19 protein-coding genes, 1 tRNA gene and 1 pseudogene are annotated in these 26624 nt (G+C 63.9%); 14 read left to right on the top strand and 7 right to left on the bottom strand.

What is annotated here, in order from left to right; genetic code table 11:
- Nucleotides 1–119 precede the first annotated feature (119 nt).
- The 3 genes from QAZ22_RS27365 to QAZ22_RS27375 are packed head-to-tail and all read left to right on the top strand — an operon-like array spanning nt 120 to nt 3969.
- Complete coding sequence (locus tag QAZ22_RS27365) at nt 120–1562, top strand: methylmalonyl-CoA mutase family protein (RefSeq protein ID WP_278203908.1); 1443 nt, start codon at nt 120–122, stop codon at nt 1560–1562.
- Nucleotides 1559–3682, top strand: a complete 2124-nt coding sequence (gene scpA, locus QAZ22_RS27370; protein ID WP_278203909.1) for a methylmalonyl-CoA mutase — start codon at nt 1559–1561, stop codon at nt 3680–3682. The genes QAZ22_RS27365 and scpA overlap by 4 nt, the downstream gene beginning before the upstream one ends.
- Nucleotides 3683–3741: 59 nt before the next feature.
- Nucleotides 3742–3969 carry an AbrB/MazE/SpoVT family DNA-binding domain-containing protein gene (locus tag QAZ22_RS27375; protein ID WP_278203910.1) on the top strand — a complete coding sequence of 76 codons (228 nt, stop codon included), beginning with the start codon at nt 3742–3744 and terminating at the stop codon, nt 3967–3969.
- A gap of 393 nt (nt 3970–4362) precedes the next feature.
- On the opposite strand, the gene greA is transcribed toward QAZ22_RS27375, so the two are convergent.
- On the bottom strand, nt 4363–4845 hold the full coding sequence (greA, locus tag QAZ22_RS27380) for a transcription elongation factor GreA (RefSeq protein WP_278203911.1): 483 nt from the start codon (nt 4843–4845) through the stop codon (nt 4363–4365).
- A gap of 106 nt (nt 4846–4951) precedes the next feature.
- On the opposite strand from greA, the gene QAZ22_RS27385 reads away from it, so the two are divergent.
- Complete coding sequence (locus QAZ22_RS27385; protein ID WP_278203912.1) at nt 4952–6328, top strand: TIGR03808 family TAT-translocated repetitive protein; 1377 nt, start codon at nt 4952–4954, stop codon at nt 6326–6328.
- Between the two features lie 88 nt (nt 6329–6416).
- A complete protein-coding gene (locus tag QAZ22_RS27390) occupies nt 6417–6698 on the top strand; it encodes a DUF1778 domain-containing protein (RefSeq protein ID WP_278203913.1) in 282 nt (93 codons plus the stop codon).
- A 76-nt stretch (nt 6699–6774) separates the two neighbouring features.
- Here the strand turns inward: QAZ22_RS27390 and QAZ22_RS27395 are convergent, their stop codons facing one another.
- Together QAZ22_RS27395 and QAZ22_RS27400 are read right to left on the bottom strand one after the other, a co-directional pair.
- A complete protein-coding gene (locus tag QAZ22_RS27395) occupies nt 6775–7779 on the bottom strand; it encodes an asparaginase (protein ID WP_278203914.1) in 1005 nt (334 codons plus the stop codon).
- A 51-nt stretch (nt 7780–7830) separates the two neighbouring features.
- A complete protein-coding gene (locus QAZ22_RS27400) occupies nt 7831–8997 on the bottom strand; it encodes an acetyl-CoA acetyltransferase (RefSeq protein ID WP_278203915.1) in 1167 nt (388 codons plus the stop codon).
- Between the two features lie 189 nt (nt 8998–9186).
- On the opposite strand from QAZ22_RS27400, the gene betI reads away from it, so the two are divergent.
- From betI to betB, 5 genes are read left to right on the top strand one after another with little or no spacing between them, the layout of a single operon-like run.
- Complete coding sequence (betI, locus tag QAZ22_RS27405; RefSeq protein WP_278203916.1) at nt 9187–9777, top strand: transcriptional regulator BetI; 591 nt, start codon at nt 9187–9189, stop codon at nt 9775–9777.
- Complete coding sequence (gene betC / locus QAZ22_RS27410; RefSeq protein ID WP_278203917.1) at nt 9774–11303, top strand: choline-sulfatase; 1530 nt, start codon at nt 9774–9776, stop codon at nt 11301–11303. The genes betI and betC overlap by 4 nt, the downstream gene beginning before the upstream one ends.
- Nucleotides 11303–12310, top strand: a complete 1008-nt coding sequence (locus QAZ22_RS27415) for a threonine/serine dehydratase (protein ID WP_278203918.1) — start codon at nt 11303–11305, stop codon at nt 12308–12310. Before betC ends, QAZ22_RS27415 begins: the two co-directional genes overlap by 1 nt.
- Before the next feature lie 3 nt (nt 12311–12313).
- Nucleotides 12314–13966 (top strand): choline dehydrogenase, encoded by a 1653-nt coding sequence (gene betA / locus QAZ22_RS27420; protein ID WP_278203919.1) that lies wholly within the window; start codon nt 12314–12316, stop codon nt 13964–13966.
- A 53-nt stretch (nt 13967–14019) separates the two neighbouring features.
- A complete protein-coding gene (gene betB, locus QAZ22_RS27425) occupies nt 14020–15483 on the top strand; it encodes a betaine-aldehyde dehydrogenase (protein WP_278203920.1) in 1464 nt (487 codons plus the stop codon).
- A 190-nt stretch (nt 15484–15673) separates the two neighbouring features.
- On the opposite strand, the gene QAZ22_RS27430 is transcribed toward betB, so the two are convergent.
- A complete protein-coding gene (locus QAZ22_RS27430) occupies nt 15674–17911 on the bottom strand; it encodes an AGE family epimerase/isomerase (protein WP_278203922.1) in 2238 nt (745 codons plus the stop codon).
- A 46-nt stretch (nt 17912–17957) separates the two neighbouring features.
- The gene (locus tag QAZ22_RS27435; RefSeq protein WP_278203924.1) at nt 17958–18857 is read right to left on the bottom strand and encodes a LysR family transcriptional regulator; all 900 of its coding nucleotides are present in this window, start codon (nt 18855–18857) and stop codon (nt 17958–17960) included.
- Between the two features lie 98 nt (nt 18858–18955).
- Here QAZ22_RS27435 and QAZ22_RS27440 point away from each other — a divergent pair, with 98 nt between their 5' ends.
- Nucleotides 18956–19843: an NmrA/HSCARG family protein gene (locus QAZ22_RS27440; protein WP_278203925.1), complete on the top strand. Its 888-nt coding sequence runs from the start codon at nt 18956–18958 to the stop codon at nt 19841–19843.
- 16 nt (nt 19844–19859) lie between these two features.
- Here QAZ22_RS27440 and QAZ22_RS27445 read toward each other — a convergent pair whose 3' ends face one another.
- Nucleotides 19860–21377, bottom strand: coding sequence for a phosphomannomutase/phosphoglucomutase (locus QAZ22_RS27445; RefSeq protein ID WP_278203926.1), 1518 nt, complete (start codon nt 21375–21377; stop codon nt 19860–19862).
- 198 nt (nt 21378–21575) lie between these two features.
- Here QAZ22_RS27445 and QAZ22_RS27450 point away from each other — a divergent pair.
- A tRNA-Pro gene (locus tag QAZ22_RS27450) sits at nt 21576–21652 on the top strand.
- Nucleotides 21653–22510: 858 nt separating this feature from the next.
- Nucleotides 22511–24808, top strand: coding sequence for an FdhF/YdeP family oxidoreductase (locus QAZ22_RS27455; RefSeq protein WP_278203927.1), 2298 nt, complete (start codon nt 22511–22513; stop codon nt 24806–24808).
- Between the two features lie 3 nt (nt 24809–24811).
- Here QAZ22_RS27455 and QAZ22_RS27460 read toward each other — a convergent pair whose 3' ends face one another.
- On the bottom strand, nt 24812–25420 hold the full coding sequence (locus QAZ22_RS27460) for a cysteine hydrolase (RefSeq protein WP_278203929.1): 609 nt from the start codon (nt 25418–25420) through the stop codon (nt 24812–24814).
- Between the two features lie 156 nt (nt 25421–25576).
- Here QAZ22_RS27460 and QAZ22_RS27465 point away from each other — a divergent pair.
- Nucleotides 25577–26607: pseudogene (locus QAZ22_RS27465) on the top strand (ATP-dependent DNA ligase).
- The last annotated feature ends 17 nt before the right edge of the window (nt 26608–26624 follow it).

Raw genomic sequence — 26624 nt, forward strand, 5'->3', positions numbered from 1 at the left:
ATTCGCTCGTGCGCTTTAGGTTTTTGATTTTACGCATGTCTTTTATCCCGAAACCGGTTCCCACTTTCGGGAGACATGCTTTAGACTGGTGGCTGATGCGGCAAGAGACGAGGAGTGCGATGGGCGCCGGCGCCTTGACCAGGGATGTCGACCTTCCGAACCCGGACGCCAAGCGCTGGCTGGCGCTGGCGGAAAAGGCGCTTGCCGGCAGTTCCTTCGAGGAGAAGCTCGTTTCGCATACCGATGACGGCATCCGCATCGAGCCGCTCAGCGAACGCTCGGCCAGCGCCGAGCCGATGGTGCGCATCAACCCGACGTTGCCCTGGATCGTCAGCCAGCGCGTCGACGATCCGGACATCGTCCGCGCCAGCGCCCAGGCGCTGGAGGACATCGCGCAGGGCGCCACCGGCCTTTCGCTGGTTTTCGAGGGCGCGCCGAATGCCTTCGGCTATGGCCTGCCCAGAACCGCGGAAGCGCTGGAAAAGGTGCTCGACGGCGTGCCGCTCAACCGCATGCAGGTGCGCATCGATGCGCATCCGTGGAGCCGCGCCGTGGCCGATTGGCTGCTCGCCTTCCTGACCCGGCGCCGATCCGATCCGACAAAGCTCAACCTTTCCTTCGGCATCGACCCGGCGGCGATCTTCGCCGGCACCGGGCGGCTGCGCACCTCGATCGAGGCGCTGCAGGAATCGATGCCGCAGTCGCTGGCGCATTTCTTCTCGATGGGTGTGCCGGGCGCGCTGCTCGAAGCCGACGGCCGGGTCTTCCACAATGCCGGCGCCACCGAGGCGCAGGAACTCGGCACGATGATGGCTTCCGCCGTGTCCTATCTCAGGATGTTCGAGAAGGCGCGCCAGCCGCTGGTTTATGCCGCGCCCTATATCGGCTTTGCCCTCAGTGTCGACCAGGACCAATTCCTGTCGATGGCCAAGGTGCGGGCGTTGCGCAAGCTCTGGGCGCGCATCCAGGAGGCCTGCTCGATCCCGGCCTCGACGGCAAACGTCCACGCCGAGACCTCCTACCGCATGATGACGGTTGCCGACCCGGAAACCAACATCCTGCGCACCGCGATCGCCGCCTTCGCCGCGGCGACCGGCGGCGCCGATTCCATCTCCATCCTGCCGCACACCATCGCGCATGGGCTGCCGGCCGGATTCGCGCGACGGGTTGCCCGCAATGCACAGCTGATCATGGCGCATGAAAGCCATCTCCATCATGTCGCCGATCCGGCCAGCGGCTCCGGCGCGGTCGAGGCGCTGACCGACGAGCTTTGCGCGGCGGCCTGGCAGGAATTCCAGCGCATCGAGGCCGAGGGCGGCGTGCTCAACAGTCTGCAGCAGGGCTATATCCAGAACCGCGTGCAGACGGCCGCCGCCAAGCGCAATGCCGCCTATCGGGCCGGTGAACGCGGCATCATCGGCACCACCTTGTTCCGCGTCGGCAGCGAGCGTCCGGTCGAGACGTTACCGGCCGAACGCCGCCCGGCGCTGACGGAGGGTGTCGCCGTGTGCGAGCCGCTGTTTCCGGTGCGTATCGATCAATCGATCGGAGCCGGATCATGATCCCGGATTTCAGCCAGGTCGCCTGGTCGGCGCCGCGCCGCGCGCCGGTGGAGCTCAAAGGCCAGCGGATGACCCCGGAAGGCATCGCGGTCAAGCATCTCTATACGCAGGGCGACCTCCAGGGCCTCGCCAACCTCGACACCTATCCCGGCCTGTCGCCCTTCGTGCGCGGCCCCTACCCGACCATGTATGTCCAGCAGCCCTGGACGATCCGGCAATATGCCGGCTTCTCGACGGCCGAAGAATCCAACGCCTTCTACCGGCGCAATCTTGCCGCCGGCCAGAAGGGGCTTTCGGTCGCCTTCGACCTCGCTACCCACCGCGGCTATGACAGCGACCATCCGCGCGTCGCCGGCGATGTCGGCATGGCGGGCGTGGCGATCGATTCCATCCTCGACATGCGCCAGCTCTTCGACGGCATCCCGCTCAACGAGATGACGGTGTCGATGACGATGAACGGCGCCGTGCTGCCGATCATGGCGCTCTACATCGTTGCGGCAGAGGAACAGGGCGTCGCGCAAAAGGATCTCGCCGGAACCATTCAGAACGACATTCTGAAGGAGTTCATGGTCCGCAACACCTACATCTATCCGCCGAAGCCCTCGATGCGGATCGTGTCGGACATCTTCGCCTATACGTCGCGGCATATGCCGAAGTTCAATTCGATCTCGATCTCCGGCTACCACATGCAGGAAGCGGGAGCGACGGCCGATCTAGAGCTCGCCTACACGATTGCGGACGGCATCGAATATGCCCGCGCCGGCGTCGCCGCCGGGCTCGACATCGACCACTTCGCGCCGCGCCTCTCCTTCTTCTGGGCGATCGGCATGAACTTCTTCATGGAGGTCGCCAAGCTGCGCGCCGCGCGGCTGCTCTGGTCGAGCCTGATGAAGAAGAACTTTTCGCCGAAGGACGAGCGTTCGCTGTCGCTGCGCACCCATTGCCAGACCTCAGGCTGGTCGCTGACGGCACAGGACCCGTACAACAACATCACGCGCACGATGATCGAGGCGATGGCGGCGACGCAGGGGCATACGCAGTCGCTGCACACCAATTCCTTCGACGAGGCGATGGCGCTGCCGACCGACCATTCGGCGCGGATCGCCCGCAACACGCAGCTCATCCTGCAAAAGGAATCCGGCACCACGCGCATGATCGATCCATGGGGCGGCTCGGCCTATGTCGAGCGGCTGACGCATGATCTGGCGGCCCGCGCACTCGCCCATATCGAGGAGGTCGAAAACCTCGGCGGCATGGCGGCGGCGATCGAGAAAGGCACTCCGAAGCTGCGCATCGAGGAAGCGGCGGCGCGCACGCAGGCGCGCATCGATTCCGGCGAGCAGCTGCTGGTCGGCGTCAATGCGCATCGCCCGGAAGCCGATATCGAGGTCGACGTGCTGAAGATCGACAATGCCGAGGTGAAGGCCCGGCAATTGGCGAAGCTGCAGCGGCTGAAAGGCACGCGCGACGTCGCGGCACTGGAAAACGCGCTGGCTGCCCTCACCCGCGCCGCCGAGAGTGGCGAGAACCTGCTCGAATTCGCGATCCGCGCGGCGCGCGCCAACGCCACCGTCGGCGAGATCTCGCTTGCGCTGGAGAAGGTATTCGGCCGCCATGCGGCTACCGTCCAGACCATCTCGGGCGTCTATCGCGAGGCGCTCGGCGACAATCCGGCGGTCGACCGGCTCAAGGAGAAGATCGAGGCGTTCGAGAAGAAGACCGGCGCCAAGCCGCGCATCCTGGTCGCCAAGATGGGCCAGGATGGCCACGATCGCGGCCAGAAGGTGATAGCCTCCGCCTTTGCCGATCTCGGCTTCGACGTCACCGTCGGGCCGATGTTCCAGACGCCGGACGAGATCGCAAAGCTGGCGGTGCAACACGACGTCGACATCATCGGCGCCTCCTCGCTTGCGGCCGGACATCTGACACTGATCCCCGAGCTCAAGGACGCGCTGAGGAAGCTCGGCCATGGCGACATGCTGATCGTCGCCGGCGGTGTCATCCCGCCGCAGGACTATGACGCGGTGCTGAAGGCGGGTGCCGCGGAGATCTTCCCGCCTGGCACCGTGATCCCGCAGGCTGCAGATCGGCTGATGGATCGGCTGCTGGCCAATCGGTGAAGGCTTGCTCAATTGACTGAAAGGTTGTTCTATAACTTTTACACAACCAGGGCGCGATAATGTTTAAGACGATCATCCATGCGCTTGAAGACGGATCAGGAGTCTTACTGCTACCACGCGAAATGCTCGACAGCTTGAACCTTCAAGTTGGCGATCAGCTCCAGATCATCGAAACTGAGGACGGCTTCGTTCTAAGGCCAGTGAGTGGCAGCTTCGAACAGGAGATGAGCGCTGCTCGCGATGTCATGGACAAGTATGATGTCGCGCTAGGGAAGTTGGCAAAGTAGACATCGCCGTCTCGTTTTCGGCCGATGTATTTTGCAAAGTTGCAGGTCTGGCGGCGGCAAGATTTCACGTCCGTTTCCGTAAAGCCAGCGCAAGCGCTTGGGGTTAGTTAAGCCTCGCAACTTCGTCATCCCAGGGCGGAGCAGCCGCGAAGCGGCGTCGCGGAGACCCTGGGATCCTGCCGTGACCTTTGCTCGAGGGGTGCAGCCGAGCAGAACTCTGCACCGCCGCAACACTTCGAAGTCACGGCATGGATCCTTGGGTCTACGCGGTACGCTTCGCTCCCCGCTCCGCCCAAGGATGACGACGGGATGGGCGTTTTCGGCCGATCTCCGAAGCATGCGACCCGCCAACGCAAGCAAAGCCGACGGGGTCAAAATTTCTGTGCTAGCGAGCTAGTTCTCGGCCTTGTCCGAGAGCTTGACGATCTCCCATTCCTTGCCGTTGACGGCGACGACCTCGCCGACCTTCTTGCCGAAGAGAGCCATGGCCATCGGCGAGACATGGGAGATAGTGCCTTTCGACGGGTTGGCCTCGTCCTCGCCGACGATGCGCCAATGCACCTTTTTGCCGTCATCGTTTTCCAGCGTGACGCCCATGCCGAAGCGGACAACGTCGCTGCCCGGCTCCGGCACGGAAAGCTCGGCGCTTTCGCGCCGGGCGGTCCAGTAGCGCAGGTCGCGCGACACGACAGCGAGGCGCTCGCGGTCGCCACGCCTTTCGGCCTTGGCCATCAGGTCGCGCAACTCGGCCAGGTTCTCCTCGATTATCGCCAGACCGCGCTCCGTCACCAGATTGCGATGAGGGCTGATCGGACGTTCGCCGACGCCGGCGATGGCATTTTCGCTGTCTTCTTCGCGTGTGAAAGCTCTGCTCATTCAATGAACTTAGGCTTGGTGAGGCTGCTGCACAAGCGATTTGCCTGCGGACCTGCCTTGGCACGATTCCTGCGATGAACCGGGCGAAACGCCAGGACCTGTGCCGATGTTGAACAGACGAACGCTGCTTGCCCAGACCGCCGGCCTCGCCGTTGCCGGGCTCTTTTCCGGCAAGGCATCGGCGAAGATGCTGCCCGGCATCGAGACGACCGCGATGCGCGGCTCGATCAACGCCATCGAGATCGGCGTGCAGCCGGGCGCGCTGGACGACCAGAGCAAAACCTTTACCAAGATGCTCGCCGACGCGAGCGAACGCGACGCGCCGGTGTTCCTGCCGCCCGGCACCTATCTCGTCTCCAACCTGAAGCTGCCGGCGCGCGTGCGGCTGTCGGGCGTGCCCGGCGCAACCCGCATCGTCTACGGCGGCAACGGCCATCTGATGATGGCCGAGCAGGCCGAGCATATCGAACTCAGCGGACTGGTGCTCGATGGCAGCAATCGCTGGCTCGCCGACTATACGCAGGGACTGCTCGATCTGCGCCGCATCGCCCATCTCGCCATCGACAATTGCCAGGTCACCGGCAGCGGCAAGAACGGACTGGCGCTGGAGCATGTCGTCGGCCGCGTCGGCCGCTCCGATATTTCCGGCGCGGCCGACGCCGGCATCTATTCGGTCGAGGCCGGCGGGCTGGAGATTTCGGGCAACACGGTCTCAGACTGCGCCAATGGCGGCATACTCGTGCATCGCTGGCAACAGGCGGAAGACGGCACAATCGTCAGCGGCAACCGGGTGCAGCGCATCGGCGCGCGGAGCGGCGGCACCGGCCAGAACGGCAACGGCATCAACGCCTTCCGCGCCGGCAATGTCATCATCTCGGGCAACATCGTCTCGGATTGCGCCTTCTCGGCGATCCGCGCCAACAGCTCAAGCAATCTGCAGATCACCGGCAACACCTGCTCACGCTCGGGCGAGACCGGGATCTATTCGGAATTCTCCTTCGAGGGCGCGGTCCTCAGCAACAATCTGGTCGACGGCGCCGCAAACGGCATATCGATCGTCAACTTCAACGAAGGCGGTCGCATGGCCGTGTGCTCGAACAACATCGTGCGCAACCTGACGACAGTCGGCCCCTACACCGCCGACCCACCGGGCTTCGGCGTCGGTATCAGCGCCGAGGCCGATACCACGGTCTCCGGCAACGTGGTCGAGAACGCGCCGCTCTACGGGATGCAGCTCGGCTGGGGGCCCTATCTGCGCAATGTGGTGGCGACGGGAAACGTCATCCGCAAGGTGGGTACGGGCATCGCCGTCAGCGTCGTCGAGGGCTCCGGCAGCGCCGTCATCTCGGACAACGTCATCGATGGCGCGCAGAACGGCGCGATTGTTGGCCAGCGCTGGGCCGATCCGGTGACCGGCGATCTCGCCAAGTCAAGCGAGAGCGGCTACGCGCATCTCACTGTCGAGCGGAATAAGGTGAGCTAAAGCGCCTTCACAGGCCACTTGACGAAGCGCTATGCCGCGTTCAGATGCACATTGTGTCGGATATGTTGGTGAGGGAGGAGCCATTGCCATGGCCACCAAGGATCAGGACGCCCACGCCAAGCCCGTCAATCTGCGTATCCGCGACGATATCCTCGTCCTGATCGATCGCGCCGCAAAGATCCGCGGGAAGACCCGTTCCGACTTCATGATCGACGCCGCTTACCGTGCGGCGGAAGATGCGCTGCTCGACCATACGTTCGTCAAGGTCGATGCCGATAACTATCAGCACTATCTCGATACCCTCGATCGGCCAGCGAGCGGCGAGGGATTTGCCCGGCTGATGAATGCGCCCAAACCCTGGCAGGATTGATGCTTTCGGCGCTAGCCCTTCTTACCGAAGTCCTCGATCTTTTTAAAAGCGCGGCATCCGGCTTCGAGAGGCCGCATTAAATCAGCGCCGCAGTCGGCCGCAGCAAGCCGACCTTGGCGCCGATCCGGCTTTCGACCGGTGGACGGGCGAGTTCGTTGAGCCTTGCCGCGAGCGCTTCGTCGCTGCGCAGCAGTTTTGCCAGCACCGCCGCGATCATCACTTCAGAGGCGCGGCCGGCGCCGTCGTCGCATTTCAACGCAATGCCGAGCCCAAGTTCGGGAACGGCAGCGCAGTAGACGGCTTCGGCGCCGGTCTTGACGAAAATGCGGCCGGGGGCGGCCTGCATCAGCGCGACGTCCGCCTTGCCGGTGCCGGCGACCAGGAAAGGCTCGGCCATGCAGGCCGACAGCAGTCGCTTCGCCGCCTTGGCGCGTTCGGGCGCGAAGCCCCGGCCCGTCGCCATGCGGGCAAAGCCGAGCGCGAAGCTCCTCAACGGCACGGCATAGGTGGGAATAGAGCAGCCGTCGGTGGCGCAATGGTCGACATCATGCGTGGCGCCGGTGACGGATTGCATCGCGTCGCGCACCATCTCCTGGAGCGCGTGGCCGGCTTTGACGTAACCGCCATGGGCGATGCCGGCGTGGACGCAGGTGCAGAGGAAGCCGGAATGCTTGCCGGAGCAGTTGTTGTGCAAAGGGTTCGGCACGCCGCCAGCGCGGGCGAGCGCGATCGTGGCGCCGTGGCTCGACGGCCAGTGCGCGCCGCATTCGAGCGCGGTCCTGTCGAGGCCGGCCTTCGCAAGCATCGCTTGCGCCAGTTCGACATGCGCCGGTTCGCCCGAATGCGAGGCGCAAGCGAGTGCCAGCTCGCGGTCGCCGAAGCCATAGGCGTCGGCAGCACCCGATTCGACCAGCGGCAGCGCCTGGATCGCCTTCACCGCCGAGCGCGGGAACACCGGTCGGGTCGTGTCGCCGATCTCCCAGACGGGCTTGCCGTCGGCATCGAAAACGGAGACGGCGCCACGATGGGCGCTTTCGACCACCGCGCCGCGCAGAACCTCGACCAGAACCGGATTTGCCATGTTGCCTCCCGCACGCGCGCCCAGTGGGCGCCGCTTCAATGCGGGCCGCTTCTACCTGATCCGGTCGAGGATGGAAACGTAATTGGCGACCGCCGCGCCGCCCATGTTGAAGATGCCGCCAAGCTTGGCACCCGGCACCTGGATGCCGCCGGCCTCGCCGGTGAGCTGCATGGCTGTCAGTACATGCATCGAAACGCCGGTGGCGCCGATCGGATGGCCCTTGGCCTTCAGCCCGCCGGACGGATTGACCGGCAGGCGACCGTCCTTGGCCGTCACCCCTTCCATCGCGAGCTTCGCGCCCTCGCCGGGCTTGGCCAGGCCCATCGCTTCGTATTCGATGAGCTCGGCGATGGTGAAGCAGTCATGCGTCTCGACGAAGGAGAGGTCGTCGAGGGTGACGCCGGCCTTCTTCAGCGCCTGCTCCCACGCCCGCTCGCAGCCTTCGAAGGCAAGGATGTCGCGCTTCGACATCGGCAGGAAATCCTGGACATGCTCGTTGGCGCGGAAGGTCACGGCGCGGCGCATCCTCAGCGCCGTCGCTGTGTCGGTGAGCACCAGCGCCGCCGCGCCGTCCGAGACCAGCGAACAGTCGGTACGCTTCAAAGGGCCAGCGACGAACGGGTTCTTCTCGCTTTCCTGGCGGCAGAATTCGAAGCCGAAATCCTTGCGCATCTGCGCATAGGGATTGCCGACGCCGTTCTTGTGGTTCTTGGCGGCGATCATGGCGAGCGCGTCCGACTGGTCGCCGTAGCGTTGGAAATAGGCCTGGGCGATCTTACCGAAGACGCCGGCGAAGCCGGCGGGCGTGTCGCCATCCTCGGGGAGATAAGAGGCCTTGAGCAGGTTCTTGCCAATCTCCGGGCCTGGCGTGGTCGTCATCTGCTCGGCGCCAACCACCAACACGATGCGGGCGGCATTGGCGTCGATGGCGCGGATGCCCTGCCTGACGGCAGCGGAACCGGTGGCGCAAGCGTTCTCGACGCGCGTCGCCGGCTTGAAGCGCAGCCGATCGTCAGCCTGCAGAACGAGGCTCGCGGTGAAATCCTGCGGCGAGAAGCCGGCGTTGAAATGGCCAAGCACGATCTCGTCGACATCGTCCGGGCCGATGCCGGCATGGTCGAGCGCGTCCACGGCGACCTTGGTGATGAGGCCCTCCAGCGTTTCGCCTTCGAGCTTGCCGAAGCGCGAATGCGCCCAGCCGACGATGCATGCGGTCATGGCAGCCTCCATTTGCCGCGCAGCCTAGCACGTCCTGTCGCGGCATGAGAATTCAATATTGTTCAACAGTGAACCGTTTTCCAGCCGAAGGTATGGGCCAGAGCCACACGATCGGTTGATCGCGGCACCGATTTTTTATTGATTGATCCGTCAATAAAAAATAACCTCTGCGGGAACCGGATCTCCCGCATGCCGAAAATCGGAATGGAACCGCTGCGCCGCAGGGCGCTCATCGACGCGACGATCTCGGCGATCGGCGAACGCGGTTCGCTGGACGTGACCATGTCGGAGATCGCCGGGCGCGCCGGCGTATCCTCGGCGCTCGCGCATCATTATTTCGGCGCCAAGGACGAATTGCTGTTCGCGACGATGCGGCACATCCTTGCCGAGCTCAACGCCGACACAAGACAGGCGCTTCGCCTTGCGACCACGCCGCGTCAGCGCGTCTCGGCCGTCGTCGCGGTCAGTTTCTCCGATGAGCAGTTCCAACCCGAGATCATCGCTGCCTGGCTCGCCTTCTATGTCGAGGCGCAGAAATCGACCGAACTACGCCGCCTGCTGCGTGTCTACGCCCGGCGTCTCAATTCCAATCTGATGAGCGGGCTGACGGGCATCCTGCCAAAAGCCGAGGCCGACCGCGTGGCGGAAGCGACCGCGGCGCTGATCGACGGGCTCTACATCCGGCGCGCGCTGAAGGATGGCGTGCCCAATGCGGCCACCGCGATCGCGCTCGTCGAAGACTATCTCGAAACCAAGCTCAACGGACGGAGCCTGCCTTGACGAGCCGACGGCCCAATTTCCTGATCGTCATGGTCGATCAGCTCAACGGTACGCTCTTCCCCGACGGGCCGGCGGATTTCCTGCATGTGCCGCATCTCAAAGCGCTGGCGGCGCGCTCGGCGCGTTTCGCCAACAACTACACCGCCTCACCGCTCTGCGCGCCGGGCCGCGCCTCGTTCATGAGCGGGCAATTGCCGTCGCGCACCGGGGTCTATGACAACGCCGCCGAGTTCTGCTCCTCGATCCCGACTTTCGCGCATCACCTGCGCGCCGCCGGTTACTACACCTGCCTGTCCGGCAAGATGCATTTCGTCGGACCGGACCAGTTGCACGGCTTCGAGGAGCGGCTGACCACCGACATCTATCCCGCCGATTTCGGCTGGACGCCGGACTATCGCAAGCCCGGCGAGCGCATCGACTGGTGGTACCACAATCTGGGTTCTGTCACCGGCGCCGGTGTCGCCGAGACCACCAACCAGATGGAGTATGACGACGAGGTCACCTTCCTGGCCGAGCAAAAACTCTACCAGCTTTCGCGCGAGCAGGACGATCCGGGCCGCCGGCCCTGGTGCCTCACGGTTTCACTGTCGCACCCGCACGATCCCTATGTCGCGCGCAAGCAGTACTGGGATCTCTACGAGAACTGCCAGGCGCTCGATCCAGAGACGCCGTTCATACCGCATGAGGAGCAGGACACGCATTCGCAGCGCCTGTATCGAGCCAGCGACTATCAGTCCTTCGAGATCACGCCCGAGCAGGTGCGGCGCTCGCGGCGCGGCTACTTCGCCAACATTTCCTATGTCGACGACAAGCTCGGCGAGCTTCTGGACGTTCTCAAACGCACCCGCATGCTCGACGACACCACCATCCTGTTCTGCTCGGATCACGGTGACATGCTGGGCGAGCGCGGCCTGTGGTTCAAGATGAGCTTCTTCGAGGGCTCCGCGCGCGTGCCGCTGATGATAGCCGGCAAGGGCGTGCCGGCCGGCCTCGTCGAGGCGCCGGTCTCCAATCTCGACGTGACGCCGACGCTCTGCGACCTCGCCGGCATCGATATCGCACAAATAGCGCCGTGGACGGACGGCCAGTCGCTGCTGCCGCTGCTCGACGGCAAGGCGCGCACCGCGCCGGTGCTGATGGAATATGCCGCCGAAGGCTCCTACGCGCCGCTGGTCGCGATCCGCGAGGGCAAATACAAGTTCGTTCATTGCGAGCTCGACAGCTCGCAACTGTTCGATCTCGAGGCCGATCCGCTCGAGCGCGACAACCTCGCCGACGATCCCACGAACGCTGCCCTGGTGGCGGCGTTCATGGAAAAGGTCCGGGCGCGCTGGGACATGGCCGGCTTCGACGCCGCAGTCCGTGAAAGTCAGGCGCGCCGCTGGGTCGTATACCCGGCGCTGCGCAACGGCGCCTACTACCCCTGGGACTTCCAGCCGCTGCAGAAGGCGTCGGAGCGCTACATGCGCAATCACATGAATCTCGACAATCTCGAAGAGAGCAAACGGTATCCGCGGGGCGAATAATGGCTGACGTTCTGGTTCCTACGCTCGACCACCTGAAGCAGGCCTATGCGGTGACGTCCGCGGCCACGCAGGTGACGCCGCTGCTGGAGTCGGCGGCACTCGCCAAGGAGACGGGTGCGGCGCGCGTCTTCGTCAAGCCGGAATCGCTGCAATGGGCGGGCTCCTTCAAGGTGCGCGGCGCCTATTGGCGGCTGAAGCGGCTGTCTCCCGACGAAGCGAAGAAGGGCGTCGTCGCCTATTCCTCCGGCAATTTCGCGCAAGGGCTGGCGGCTGCCGGCCAGGCGCTCGGCATTCCCGTCACCATCGTGATGCCGATCGACGCGCCTGCCGCGAAGCGCGACGCGACTGCCAACTATGGCGCGCGCGTGGTGCTGACCGACCACGGCGATCGCGCCCGGGAGGAAGTGGCCGCCGCCAAGGCGCGCGAGATCGCCGAGACCGAGGGGCTCACGCTGCTGCATCCCTTCGACGACCCGGAGATCGTCGCCGGGCAGGCCGGCGCCGGGCTGGAAGCGCTCGATCAACTGGCGGCGAAGAAGGCGCATGCCGACCTGGTGTTCTGCTCCGTCGGCGGCGGCGGGCTGATCGGCGGCGTGTCGCTCGCCTTCCACTATCTGTCGCCGAATACCGAGATCATCGCCGTCGAGCCCGAAGGCTTCAACGGCATGGGCTCGTCGCTGGCGCATGGCGCGATCGAGACCATGCCCATCGGGCCGAAATCGATCTGCGACGGATTGATGGCGCGCAAGCCCGGCGAGGCGCCCTTCGCGGCGGTGAGTGCTGCCGGCGTTCGCGGCGTCACCGTCGACGATGCCAGGGTGCGGCGGGCGATGAGGGTCGCCTTCGAGCGGATGAAGCTGGTGCTCGAGCCTTCGGGCGCGGCGTCGCTTGCCGCGCTGCTGGGCGGCAAGGTGAATGTGGCGGGCAAAACCGTCCTCGTGGTTGCAACCGGCGGCAATGTCTCGCTCGCCGATTTCATCTCGCATATGAACGATGGGCGCATATGAACAATGCTTGAAGCGGATTTCGTCATCATCGGCTCCGGCTCCGCCGGCTCGGCCTTGGCCTACCGGCTGTCGGAAGACGGCAGGCACTCGGTGATCGTCATCGAGTTCGGCGGCACCGATATCGGGCCGCTGATCCAAATGCCGTCGGCGCTGTCGATCCCGCTCAACATGAGCCTCTATGACTGGGGCTTCGCCAGCGAGCCGGAGCCGCATCTCGGCGGCCGCGTGCTCGCCACCCCGCGCGGCAAGGTGATCGGCGGCTCGTCCTCGATCAACGGCATGGTCTATGTGCGCGGTCATGCGCGCGACTTCGACTATTGGGCCGAACAGGGCGCGACCGGCTGGGGCTTCGCCGACGTGCTCCCCTATTTCAAGCGGATGGAGGATGCCGACGGCGGCGAGGACGGCTGGCGGGGCAAAGGCGGCCCGCTGCACGTGCAGCGCGGCACGCGCAAGAACCCGCTCTACGGTGCCTTCATGGAGGCCGGTCGCCAGGCCGGATTCGAGCTCACCGACGACTATAACGGATCGAAGCAGGAAGGCTTCGGACCGATGGAGCAGACCATTCTGGGCGGCCGCCGCTGGTCTGCGGCCAATGCCTATCTGAAGCCGGCTCTCAGGCGAAAGAATGTGAGTCTGGTCAAGGGCTTCGCCCGCCGCGTGCTGATAGAGAATCAACGCGCCATCGGCGTCGAGATCGAAGCTAACAAACAGATTCAGGTCGTTAAGGCGCGACGTGAGGTGATCGTCGCGGCCTCGTCGATCAATTCGCCGAAGATACTGATGCTGTCCGGCGTCGGCCCTGGCGCGCATCTGCAGGAAAACGGCATAAAGGTGATCGCCGACCGGGCGGGCGTCGGGGCCAATCTGCAGGACCATCTGGAGCTCTATATCCAGCAGGAAGCGACCAAGCCGATCACGCTGAACTCGGTGCTCAATCCCTTCTCCAAGGCGATGATCGGCGCGCAATGGCTGTTCTTCAAGACCGGCCTCGGCGCCACCAACCATTTCGAAGCCGCGGCCTTCGTGCGCTCGCAGGCCGGCGTCGATTATCCAGATATCCAGTATCACTTCATCCCGGCGGCGGTGCGCTATGACGGCAAGGCGGCGGCGAAGTCGCATGGCTTCCAGGCGCATGTCGGGCCGATGCGCTCCAAGTCGCGCGGCTCGGTAACTTTGCGCTCCCCCGACCCCAAGGCGAAGCCGGTGATCCGCTTCAACTACATGTCGCATCCGGACGACTGGAGCGAGTTCCGCCACTGTATCCGTCTGACGCGCGAGATTTTCGGCCAGAAGGCTTTCGACGGCTTCCGTGGCAAGGAGATTTCGCCGGGCAGCCATGTGCAGACCGACGACGAGCTCGACGCCTTCATCCGCGAGCATGCCGAGAGCGCCTACCATCCCTGCGGCACCTGCAGGATGGGCCGCGCCGACGATCTCACGAGCGTCGTCGATCCGGAATGCCGGGTCATCGGCGTCGAGGGCCTGCGCGTCGCCGACTCCTCGATCTTTCCGCGGGTGACCAACGGCAATCTCAACGCGCCTTCGATCATGACCGGCGAGAAGGCGTCCGACCACATCCTTGGCCGCACGCCGCTGGCGCCTTCCAACCAGGAACCCTGGATCAATCCGCGCTGGCAGGTGGCCGACAGATAGCGCATGATCCGGCGGGCGCCCTCCCCGCCCAGCGACAACGAACGGAGAAGACCATGCGCGCCCAGCCCACGGCATCGCATTACGTCAACGGCCGCTATATCGAGGACGAAGGCGGCGCGCCGTTGCCGGTGATCTATCCGGGAACCGGCGAGACCATCGCCACACTGCATTCGGCGACGCCGAACGTGCTGGAGCTGGCGATCGAGGCGGCGCGCGCGGCGCAACCGGCCTGGGCGCGGCTGAAGCCTGTCGAGCGCGGCCGCATCCTGCGCCGTGCTGCCGACATTCTGCGGGCGCGCAATGCCGATCTCGCCCGCATCGAGACGCTGGACACCGGCAAGGCGATCCAGGAGACGCTGGTGGCGGACGCGCCTTCGGCCGCCGATTGCCTGGAATATTTCGCCGGCGCGGTCGCCGCCTTCAACGGCGAGATGATCGATCTCGGCGGACCTTTTGCCTACACAAGGCGCGAGCCGCTCGGCGTCTGCGTCGGCATCGGCGCCTGGAACTATCCGATCCAGATCGCCGGCTGGAAATCTGCGCCGGCCTTAGCCATGGGCAACGCCATGGTGTTCAAGCCGTCGGAGAACACGCCGCTCTCTGCGCTGGCACTTGCCGAAATCTACAGCGAGGCTGGCCTGGCCGACGGACTGTTCAACGTCGTGCAGGGCTATGGCGATGTCGGCGCCGGCCTCGTCGGCCACGATGTCGTGGCAAAGGTTTCGGTGACCGGCTCGGTACCGACCGGCCGCAAGGTGCTGTCGCTCGCCGGCTCCAAGATGAAGCACGCGACGATGGAGCTCGGCGGCAAGTCGCCGCTGATCGTCTTCGACGATGCCGATCTCGAAAATGCCATCGGCGGCGCCATGCTCGGGAATTTCTATTCGACCGGACAGATCTGCTCCAACGGCACGCGCGTCTTCGTGCAGAAGGGCCTGCATGACCGCTTCGTCGAGCGGCTGGTCGAGCGCACCAAAAAGATCCGCATCGGCGATCCGCTCGATCCGGAAACGCAGATGGGGCCGCTGGTCAACAAGGCGCAGCAGGACAAGGTCGTTTCCTACATCGCCGCCGGCAAGCAGGAAGGGGCGACGCTTGCCAGCGGCGGCAATGTGCCCTCGCTGCAAGGCTTCGAGGGCGGCTTCTTCATTGAGCCGACGGTGTTCACCGGCGTGACCGACGGCATGCGGATCGCGCGCGAGGAGATCTTCGGGCCGGTGATGAGCGTGCTCAAATTCGACAGCGAGGACGAGGTGATCGAACGCGCCAACGACACCGAGTTCGGCCTGGCGGCGGGCGTGTTCACCCGCGACCTGCCACGCGCGCATCGTGTGATCGCCGAGCTGCAGGCCGGCACCTGCTGGATCAACGCCTACAATCTGACGCCGGTGGAAATGCCCTTTGGCGGCGTCAAGCAGTCCGGCATCGGGCGGGAAAACTCGCTGGCGGCGCTGGCGCACTATTCGCAGTTGAAGGCGGTCTATGTCGAGACCGGGGATGTGGCGAGCCCGTATTGAGTTCCTGACTGCCCCAACTCAGCGTCGGCAGGACAGAGGGGGGGCGCGAAGGATCGCCGACCGCCGGTCTGATCCGTTCATCCGATATGCGTGGTAATAACGGCTTAAGCTGAAAGGCTGGCGGGACAGCACCCCCTCTGCCCTGCCGGGCATCTCCCCCGCAAGGGGGGAGATTGGCAGCTCCAACGCCTCACCCCTTCTCCGCCGTCCCGTCCAGATATTGCGTCAGCGCATAGACCAGATGGTAGAAGATGCTGGCCGGCACATCGGTCGCCATCGAGCGGCCGCGCTCGTCGATGCGGTCGATCCAGAGGCCGAGCGGCGCCGGGTCGATGTGCCAGCGGAACAGCCGGCCGACGCGCGCCTCGATCTCGGGCTTGAGGTCGGGCCCGCCCGCGCCGTTGAGCGCGATCGCCGCCTTCACCGCTTCGGCCTGCGGCCAACTGCGCGAGACCGTGTCGAGCGGCAGGCCCTGGCGCGAGACGGCGCCATAGGAAAGACCGGTGGCGCGGTTGAGGCCGTTAGCGACGGCCGACGCATAGAGCTTGCGGGCAAAGCCATTGAGGTCGGTCTGGCCACTGCGCGCGGCGAAATCGATCAGCAGCGAGGCCCATTCGAAATGATGGCCGGGCTCGGTCCAGCTGCCCTTCTCGCCCGCCACCGATCTCCAAGCGTCGTCGAAATACTCGCCCAGCGTCCAGCTCTCGGCGTCGAAGAAATGGCTGCGGAAGAGATCGATGATGCGCGAGGCGCGGCGCAGATAGGCGCGCTCCCCGGTCGCCTGGTGCCAGGCCAGGAAAGCCTCGAGCAGATGCATGTGCGGGTTGGAGCGCCGCTCGCCTTCACCACCGGACGTGTCGAGGAAGCCGGTCATGCGGCTGTCCTCGAGATGGGCGTCGAGGAAGGCGAAGGTCTCCTCGCCGAGCCGTAAGGCGTCGGGATGGCCCGAAATATGGGCGTGCGCCAGCGCGAGAAGCACGCAGGAATGGTCGTAGGCGTCCTCGACCGGATCGGCGACCGAGCCGTCGACATTGAGCGTGCGCACCCAGCCGCCTCTATCCGTGCGGCCCTTGCCGGCGATAAAATCGATACCGTGGGCGATCAGCCGATCGGCCGGGCCTTCCCAGCCGCGCTGCTTGGCCACCGCGAAGGCATAGATTTGGCGCGCTTGCGTGCGCATGCGCTTCGGCTTCATCAACGGCGTGGCGTCGAAGCCCAGTGCCTCGTAGAAGCCGCCATGGCGTTCATCGACGCCCACGGTCGACCATAGCGGCAATGTCTCCTCGAACAGCCAGTGGCGCACGCGCCGCCGCCAGGCGCCGCTCTCGATGACGCGGCCATGCGCCGGCGTGAACCTGGTCTCCAGCCGGCCGGATTTCTCCAGCTGCTCGACGATCTTCTTGACGTGCTGGCTGTGGCTGACCGGCGCGACGAAGGTGGCGTCGGCGGTCGAGACGATGGCGACGTCCTTCATGCCGATGGCCGACAGCAGGCGGCCGTCGCCGCGGATGTAGGAGTTCTCGCAGTCGATGGCGACGACATCGCCGAGGATTACATTACCATCCTTGTCGGACGGCCCGACATCGAGCAGCGACTGCCAGGAGCCGAGGTCGTTCCAGCGAAAGCTCGCCGGCACCATGGCGATGCCTTTGGCCCGCTCCATGACGGCATAGTCGATCGAGGTCGAGGGAATGGCCGAGTAAAGCTCCATCGGCATGTAGAGGCCGGAAAGATCGCTGGTCGCAGACTTGTAGGCGGCTTCCGTCGCTTGCCAGATCTTTGGTTCGAAGGCAGTGAAAGCATCGCGCATGGCGCCGGCGCGAAACAGGAAGATGCCGGTGTTCCAATAGAAATTGCCGGCGTCGAGATAGGCCTGCGCCGTGTCGAGGTCCGGCTTCTCGACAAAGCGCGAGACGTCGAAGACGCCGTCCCGGTCAGCCGCGACTTCGATGTAGCCATAGCCGGTCTCCGGCTGGGTCGGCTTGATGCCGAATACCACCAGCCGGCCGGCGAGAGCCGCCCCGGCACCTGCCTCGATGCTTTGCCAGAACTGTCGCGCGGTGGAAATCTCGTGGTCGGAGGGCACTACCAGCACCAGCTCGTCGCCAAATTCGGACAGCGTGCGCAGGCTGGCCAGCGCGACGGCGGCGGCGGTGTTGCGGCCTGTCGGCTCGAACAACGGACCACCGCCGGCAAGGTCGAGCCCGGCAAGGTCGGCACGGACGCGCTCGGCATGACGTTCCGACGCGATGAGAAAGATCGGCGTCTGCCCGTCTGGCCTCGCCGCCAGCCGGCGCAAGGTCTTGGCCAGCATAGAGCCATCGCCGGAAAGGTCATGGAACTGCTTGGGATTGTCCTCGCGCGACAGCGGCCAGAGCCGCGAGCCGACGCCGCCGCTCATGACGAAACTGACGATGCGCTGGGTCATCCGGATCTCACGCTGAAAACTTGGCAGATCGGTAGCACAGATGGCCTTAAGCGGTGTTTACCCGCTTGGAAATCCGCTCCGTCGCCAGATCGATAAAGGCTTTGACTAAGGGCGAAAGATGGCGGCTGCTCGGATAAAGAACATAAAGCCCGCCTGCGGGCGTGGTGTAGTCCTCAAGAACGCGGCGGAGCCGCCCCTCGCCTATTAGCGCCTCGGCCACACCATGTGGCAACTGGGCGATGCCATAACCCGCAATGGCTGCGGCGACGACCGCCTGCATCTCGTTCGCGGCGAAGCGGCCGGCCACCGTAACCGTCTGTTGACCGCTCGGTCCGTCCAGTGTCCAATGAGCGCCGACAGCCGAAGCGCCGGCAATCACGCAATCATGCTGAGCCAGGTCCGACGGGGTGCCCGGCGTTCCCTGGCGCGCAAGATAGTCCGGACTGGCGCAGAGCAGCCTGTGCGTGGCGCCGAGCTTGCGGGCGATCAAGGTCGAGTCCTCGAGCACCCCGGTGCGGAAGGCGAGATCGATGCCGTCCTCGACCAGATTGAGCTTGTCGTCAGTCAGCCGCAGCTCGACCCTCGTCTTCGGATACGTCGCCAGGAAATCGACCACCGCGGATATGAGAAAGTGCCCCGCGAAGCCGACCGGTGCGGAGATGCGGATCGTGCCCGACGGCTCAGTTCTCGCTTCGGCAAGGCGCAGATTTGCTTGCTCGATCGTGCGCAACGCCTGGCTGCTCTGTTCATAGTAAAGGCGGCCGGCATCCGTCATGCTGAGGCTGCGCGTCGTGCGCTGCAGCAGGCGGACGCCGACCTCGCGCTCGAGCGCGGCGACCCGGCGGCTGACCGTCGTCTTGGGCATGGCAAGCAATCGCGCGGCCGCGGTGAAGCTGCCCGCTTCCACGACGCGAGCGAACACGACGACGTCGTTAAAGTCAAACATTGTATTCTTCAATGGGACAAAGTTTTTCAATTATAGGCAATTATGCATCAATTTGACAGTCCCTAACTTTGCTCCACGCAAACCGAAGGAGCAGATGGATGACCAGCAAGCGAACCGTTCTCGTCACCGGCGCGACGGGCCAACAGGGCGGCGCCGTGGCGCGCGCCCTTCTTTCGAGCGGCCACGGCGTGAAAGCGCTGACGCGCAGGCCGGATAGCGATGCCGCCCAGCGGCTGGCATCGGCAGGAGCCAGCGTCGTTGCCGGCGATCTCGCCGACGCGGCTTCGGTTGTCGACGCAGCAAAGGGCGTCGACACCATGTTCCTGATGGGCAACAGCTACGAGGCCGGGCTGGAGGAAGAAACCCGCCAAGGCATCATCGCCGCCGATGCGGCAAAGGCTGCCGGCATCGGGCATCTGATCTATTCCTCCGTCGCCGACGCGAACAAGAAGACCGGCATTCCGCATTTCGAAAGCAAGTATCTGGTCGAGCAGCATATCGAGCGGCTCGGCATCCCCTACACGATCAGCGCGCCGGTTGCCTTCATGGAAAACACTGTCGCACCTTGGTCTGCCGGTGCGCTGAGCCAAGGCATCCAGGCCTTCGCGCTACCCGCCAAACGGCCTCTGCAACTGGTCGCGCTGGCGGATATCGGCGCCTTCGTGGCAGCGCTCGCCGAGCGGCGTGAAAGCGTTTTCGGCAAGCGCTTCGATTTCGCAGGCGATGAATTGCCTGGCGAAGAGCAGGCCAGGATTCTGTCGCAGGCCATCGGCCGGCCGATCACCTATCAGGAAATCCCGATAGCCGTGGCCCGCCAGCAGAGCGAGGATGCGGCTGCGATGTTCGAATGGTTCGACCGCATCGGCTACGACGTCGACATCGCCGCCTTGCGCAAGCATTTCCCGGAGGTGCGCTGGCACAGTTTTGCCGACTGGGCGAAAGCGTTCGACTGGAGCGTGCTCGAACGGGCTCCGTCAGCCGGCTGACCGTTCGATCGCTGCATTAGAAAGTCTGGTTGTAGGCGCCGACCTCGGGGCTGCGGCGCAGCACGGCGTCGACCGCTTCGAACATCTGCCGGCGGCGTTCGGACGATACCGGGCTCTCCACGACCACGACAAGCTCCGGCTTGTTCGAGGAGGCACGCACCAGGCCCCAGGTGCCGTCCTCGGCGACGACGCGCACGCCGTTCACGGTGACGAGTGCGGCGATTTTCTGGCCGGCGAAATCGGCGCCCTCGCGCTGCATTGCCTCGAAATCGGCCACGACGCGCTCGACCACGCCGTATTTCACCTCGTCGGCGCAGTGCGGCGACATGGTCGGCGTGCCGTAAGTCAGCGGCAGCGCGCGATAGAGATCGGCCATCGAGTTCCGTGGGTTGCGGTCGAGCATCTGGCAGACGGCGATCGCGGTGACGAGTCCGTCGTCATAGCCGCGGCCGATCGGCGGATTGAAGAAGAAATGCCCGGATTTCTCGAAGCCCGCCACGGCGCCGAGTTCGGCAACGCGACGCTTGATGTAGGAATGACCGGTCTTCCAATAGTCGGTGACGGCACCGTTTGCCTTGAGCTTATCATCGGTGGCGAACAACCCGGTCGACTTGACGTCGACAACGAAGGTCGAGCCAGGGTGGAGCGATGAAATATCTCGCGCGAGCATGACGCCGACCTTATCGGCAAAAATTTCGTTGCCCTCATTGTCGACGACGCCGCAGCGGTCGCCGTCGCCATCGAAGCCCAGTCCAACATCCGCTCCACTTTCCAGCACCTTTTCGCTGATGGCATGCAGCATCTGCATGTCCTCGGGATTTGGATTGTAACGCGGGAAGGTATGGTCGAGTTCGACATCGAGCGGGATGACCTCACAGCCGATACGCGCAAGCGCTTCCGGCGCGAAAGCGCCCGCCGTGCCGTTGCCGCAGGCGCAGACCACCTTGAGCTTGCGGGCGATGCCCTTGTCCCTAGTGAGATCGTCGAGATAGGTCTCGCGGAAGCCGGAGACGAATTCATAGGCGCCGCAGGCAAGGTCGAAGTCCGCTTCGAGCACGATCTTCTTCAGCGCGCTCATTTCCTCCGGGCCGAAGGTGAGCGGCCGCGCCGCGCCCATCTTGACGCCGGTCCAGCCATTCTCGTTGTGCGAGGCGGTGACCATGGCGACGGAGGGTGTATCGAGCGCGAACTGGCCGAAATAGGCCATGGGCGACAGCGCCAGGCCTATATCCTTCACCCGCGCGCCGGCCGCCATCAGGCCGGAGACGAGCGCCAGCTTGATCGACAGCGAATAAGAGCGGAAATCGTGGCCGGTCACGATATCCGGCCCGACACCGAGGCGACGGATCAGCGTGCCCAGCCCCATGCCGAGCGCCTGGACGCCGATCAAATTAAGCTCCGGCGTTTTCGCCGCGCCGGGATGGCCGAACCACCATCGCGCGTCATATTCGCGAAAGCCCGACGCCTTGATCAGCGCCGAGGTCTCGAACTCGAAGCTGTTGGGTCGGGCTTCGCCAACGATCGTCAGGGTCAAGAGTTGAAACTCCAACGGGTCGAAATGCTGTCTATTGACCTGCGGCCTATCACAAAAGCCTTTAAGCCGGTCTTTATCCGGCGGTTAAATCCATGCCTTCCAGACAACCTTGGTGAAAGCCGACGAAATGCGACACTAGCGCAGCCATTGGCGCTTGCAGGATCGGAAAGTGGCGGCTATAAGCCCGCCGTCTGGTCACGGAGTGTAGCGCAGTCTGGTAGCGCACATCGTTCGGGACGATGGGGTCGCAGGTTCAAATCCTGCCACTCCGACCAGAAAAACAATGTCTTAGGCGATTCTGAGATCGCCCACCCCACAGACATCCCCACAGAAACAGGCAAGAGTTTAGGTTGGCGCGGTATTTGGTAGCCTGGATACGGCACTGCCCGGATGGTCTCCGCTACGTCGGCACGAACTTGCCATTGAAGTTGCTCTGCCGCCAAAAGCGTGCATGGCAAACAGAGCACCCGTAGGAACGTCAGCACTTGCGCCGGACTTGAGGGCCGGGCGCGGCGATGTTCACTCGACGGGACTGCCGGACTACTCGGTGTCGCTAGTGACTATAGGCTTCCTCAAAGCATCGCGCCTAGCAATAATGCTCGCCGGTCTCAGCTAGCGCTTCAAATTAGGCCTGATTGTTTCGACCTCCTCTCGCGTGCTGGTATCGGGTAGTTCGCTTGGACCGTCCGGATTCGGTGCCGGATTTTCACGCGTGTCTCGCGGCGGCTTGTCCATTGGTTTAGAGTTAAAGGGTTTCGGGTTTCGGCTTTCGATTTTTTTCCCGTTTTGCTGATTTCGTCATCGTATGCTTCCTGCCCTTGCTCAGTTGCGGAGAAGATTACGGTTCCGTGTGGAGTCAGCAGCTGGTCGTTGTTCTCCACTTCTGCGGTGACCGCAGGACTCCACGGCCCTGCGACAGCTCCATCCGCTCGATCTCATCTCGGTCTGAGCGCATGATTTGCTGGCAGGGACGCACCAGGTCCTGGTCCAACAGACGGCTTTTTCGGCACATCGGCATTGCACCGGAGTGATAAGGCGGCCATCGATGAGGCATGAGGACGTTGTGAGGGCAAAGCGGAACAACTGCGTCTCGTTGCGGTTTTCCTTCTGCTTTCCTCTTTTGGACGACCGAGATGGAACCTGCTGTCACCGATCACGTCGAGATCAAGAAATACAATCATCCGACCGGCGGATGGGGCTCGCTCAAATCTCTGATCCGCAACGCGCGGGACCAGGGGCTGCTGCTGTCCGACATATGGAGCACGTTGCTGAAGCAGAACAAGGCGGACGGCTACATGTGCGTCTCCTGCTCATGGGCGAAGCCGGCCGAGCCGCGGCCTTTCGAGTTCTGCGAGAACGGCGCCAAGGCAACGATGTGGGAGCAGACCAGCAGACGCTGCGAGCAGTCCTTCTTTGCCGCACATACCCTGACCGAACTCCTGGACTGGCCGGATCACGATCTGGAGAAACAGGGACGCCTGACGGAGCCAATGCGCTACAACCGCGCCTCCGACAAATACGAACCCGTAGCCTGGCCGGACGCGTTCGGCGAAATAGGCGCTCAACTCAGACGCCTCGACCCGAAGTCCGTGGTCTTTTACACCTCCGGACGCGCCTCGCTCGAAGCTTCGTTCATGTATCAGCTCTTCGCCCGCGTCTACGGCTCTTCGAACCTGCCCGATTCCTCGAACATGTGTCACGAGTCGACGTCGGTCGGCCTACCGGAATCGATCGGCTCTCCCGTGGGCACGGTGCAATTGGAGGACTTCGCCAAATCCGACATGATGTTCTTCTTCGGCCACAATACCGGCGTCACCGCGCCGCGTTTGTTGCACCCAATCGAGGACGCTCGCCAGCGCGGTGTTCCGGTGATCACCTTCAACCCTCTGCGTGAGCGCGGTCTGGTGAGATTCAAGAACCCGCAGAACCCGGTCGAGATGCTGTCGCCGGGCCCGGGCACGAAAATGTCGAGCGACTTTTTCCAGATCCGGGCAGGCGGGGATATTGCGGCCATGACTGGTATCGCTAAGGCGGTGCTGGCGCTCGATGACGCAGCCCGAGAGCGCGGAAAACGCGTCCTCGACACCGCTTTCATCGAGGAGCACACATCCGGCTTTGTCGAGTTCGAAGCCTATCTGCGGGCCACCGATTGGGAAGACATCGTTCGGCGTTCTGGCATCTCGCGAGCAGATCTCGAACATGTCGCTGAAGTATACAGCTTGGCCAATGCGGTCATCGGCAATTACGGCATGGGGCTTACCCAGCACCGCCACGGCACAGAGAATGTGCAGATGCTATGCAACCTCCTGCTCATGCGCGGCAATGTCGGCAAGCCCGGAGCCGGCATATCGCCGTTGCGCGGACACTCCAACGTGCAGGGACAGCGCACGGTCGGTATTTCCGAAAAGCCGGAGCTCGTTCCGCTCGACAAATTCCGGGAGTTCTACGGCTTCGAGCCGCCGCGGGAAAAAGGGCTCGATACGGTCGAGACCTGCGAGGGCGTGATCGACGGGCGGGTTCACGGGTTCGTCGGGCTCGGGGGCAATTTCGTGCGAGCCGTACCGGAAACCGGACTGGTTGAGAAGGCGTGGCGGGATCTCGACCTGCATGTCGAGATCGCGACCAAGCTCAATCGCAGCCATCTGATTACTGGGAAAACCACATATCTGCTGCCATGCCTGTCGCGGCTGGAGAAAGATGATCAGGCCAGCGGGCCGCAATGGCTTTCGATGGAGGACTCGACCGCCTGCATCCACGGCTCTTTCGGATCGCGGCCAAAGCCGAGCGAGCACCTCATGTCCGAGCCGAGCATTGTCGCGGAACTCGCCAAGGCGACCGTCGCCGGTAAGAGCTCGATCCCGTGGGACGACTGGGTCGCGAACTATGCCCGCATCCGCGACGAGATCGAACGCTGCTTCCCGGCGCATTTCAAGGACTTCAACAAACGCTTCCTCACGCCGGGCGGATTCCGTCGCGACATCAAGGCGTCGGAGCGCGTTTGGGAGACGCCGAACAAGATGGCGAATTTCAAGCTGCCCACCACGCTGGAAAACGATCCGGACATCGATGTTTCCGGCGAGGATGTGCTGACCCTGATCACAGTACGGTCGAACGACCAGTTCAACACGACCGTCTATGGCTATCGCGACCGATTGCGCGGCATCATCGGAACGCGAATGGTCCTGTTGATGAACGAGGAAGACATCCGGCGGATGGGACTCAGCGCGGGGCAGGAAGTCGCTCTCGAGGCGCATACCGATGATGGCGTCGAGCGGCGGGTAAGAGGCCTGCGAGTGACCCCCTATTCGATACCAAGTGGCAACTGCGCCGGCTATTATCCCGAACTCAATCCTTTGATACCGCTGTGGCATCGGGCCCATAAAGCGCACGTGCCGGCTGCGAAATCGGTGCCGGTGAGAATCGTCGCATAACGTTCAGGTCCAGGCCGCGAGAACCGTCTCCATCTCGACGGTCTCGACCTGTTGCGCGAAGCGCTGGTGGTAGACGGTCATCAGTGCGTCGTGCGTGGCGTCGGAGGAGCTGCAAAGTGCATCGGTAACCAGCACGACGCGATAGCCGATGTCGATCGCGCCAAGCACCGTTGCAAGGACGCAAACATCGGTTTCACCGCCGGTGACCACCAGTGTGTCGGTTTGGCGTGCCGCAAGCACACCTTGCAGCCTGCCTTCCGGCCAAGGCGAATAGATGTGTTTGTCGATCACCTGCGCCGGTGGACAAAACGATGGCAGCGGTGGCAGCAGGTCGATCATCTGCGGGCCGACATTCTCGATCGTCATCGACGCCCAGCGCTCATAATAGCGCCTCCAGGTGCCAGCACCCTTGCCTGGCCGTTCTGCTGGGACGAAGCGCGTGAAGATGGTCTGGTCGGCTTTCCTTTCGGCGAGATCCACGATCCTGGGAAGGACGCGTGTGATCCATGGCGTCGCCCATTCCGACGGCTCGGCAAACAATCTTTGCATGTCGACGCACAGATGCGCGCAGCGATCGCCAAGAGGACCATAGCTCAAGCCGGAAACCGACATCAGAACTCCCGACGAGAGTTCGTGTACGATGTGATGACGCAAGGCTGGCGCACTGAGGTCGGCTCGACACTCCTGAATCGTGCCGATGTAACGTTCCGCTATGCACCTCGTTCCGTCGGTCGGAAACCACGGCCTCCGGTCGCACGTTGAAGCAAGATGGAGACTGTTCGAATTTCTGCTCCAACGGCGGCGTCGCGCAACGGCTATCTACTGCCGTTGGAGACGCCGCCGATGGAGGCGCGAACCGCGGACGCGCTGCCGGAAGGCCCTTGGCAGTACGAGCCGAAATAGAACGGGTTTCGCTGCTTGGCTTTCAAAGGCCGCGAAACCGTCGAACTTCGAGCCAAGTCCGGCAAGCCGCTCGGCCGCTATTTTCCCGAATTGACAACGATGCTGCGAGATCTCGCAGCAAAGCATTTCGTCGTCGACGGCGAGATCGTGATCGAGATCGATGGCCAAGCCTCGTTCGACGCGCTGCAGATGCGGCTTCATCCGGCTGAGAGCCGTATCCGTATGCTGAGCGTAGACACGCCTGCTCGGTTGATCCTCTTCGATGCCCTGGCCGCGCCGGGAGGCAGGATATTGCTCGAAATCCCCTTGTCCGAACGCCGTCTAGCGATCGACGACTTCGTGGCCAAAGCGAAGAATGCCGCGCTGCGGCTTTCGCGGTCTACGACTAACCTCGCAACCGCCAAGCAATGGTTGACGGGCGCCGTTCTTGGCTCGACCGACGGAGTCGTCGCCAAGGCGTTGGCCGATCCTTATCGGCCGGGTGAACGCGCCATGATCAAGGTCAAGCAGCTGCGCACGGCTGACTGCGTGGTTGGCGGCTTCCGCTACCTGAACAGCAAGCGCCAGGTCGGCTCGTTGCTGCTTGGCCTCTACAACGAGCGCGGCCAGCTCGACCATGTCGGCTTCACTTCGACCATTGCCAATGACGAACGGGCAGCGCTGACTGATACGCTTGAGGCGCTGCGCGGCGGCCCGGCTTCACCGGCAAGGCACCAGGTAGCCCGAGCCGCTGGAGCACGGAGCGCCGCGGAAAATGGGAACCGGTGCGGCCGGAACTGGTGGTGGAGGTCCGCTTCGACCAAGTCACCGGCGAGCGCTTCCCGCATGGAACGAGGCTGGTGCGCTGGCGCCCCGACAAGTCGCCGCGTCAATGCACGTTCGAGCAGATCGCGTAAATCGCACGGCGGCTTTC

Source organism: Mesorhizobium sp. WSM4906 (assembly GCF_029674625.1).
In the GTDB taxonomy this organism is placed as follows: domain Bacteria; phylum Pseudomonadota; class Alphaproteobacteria; order Rhizobiales; family Rhizobiaceae; genus Mesorhizobium.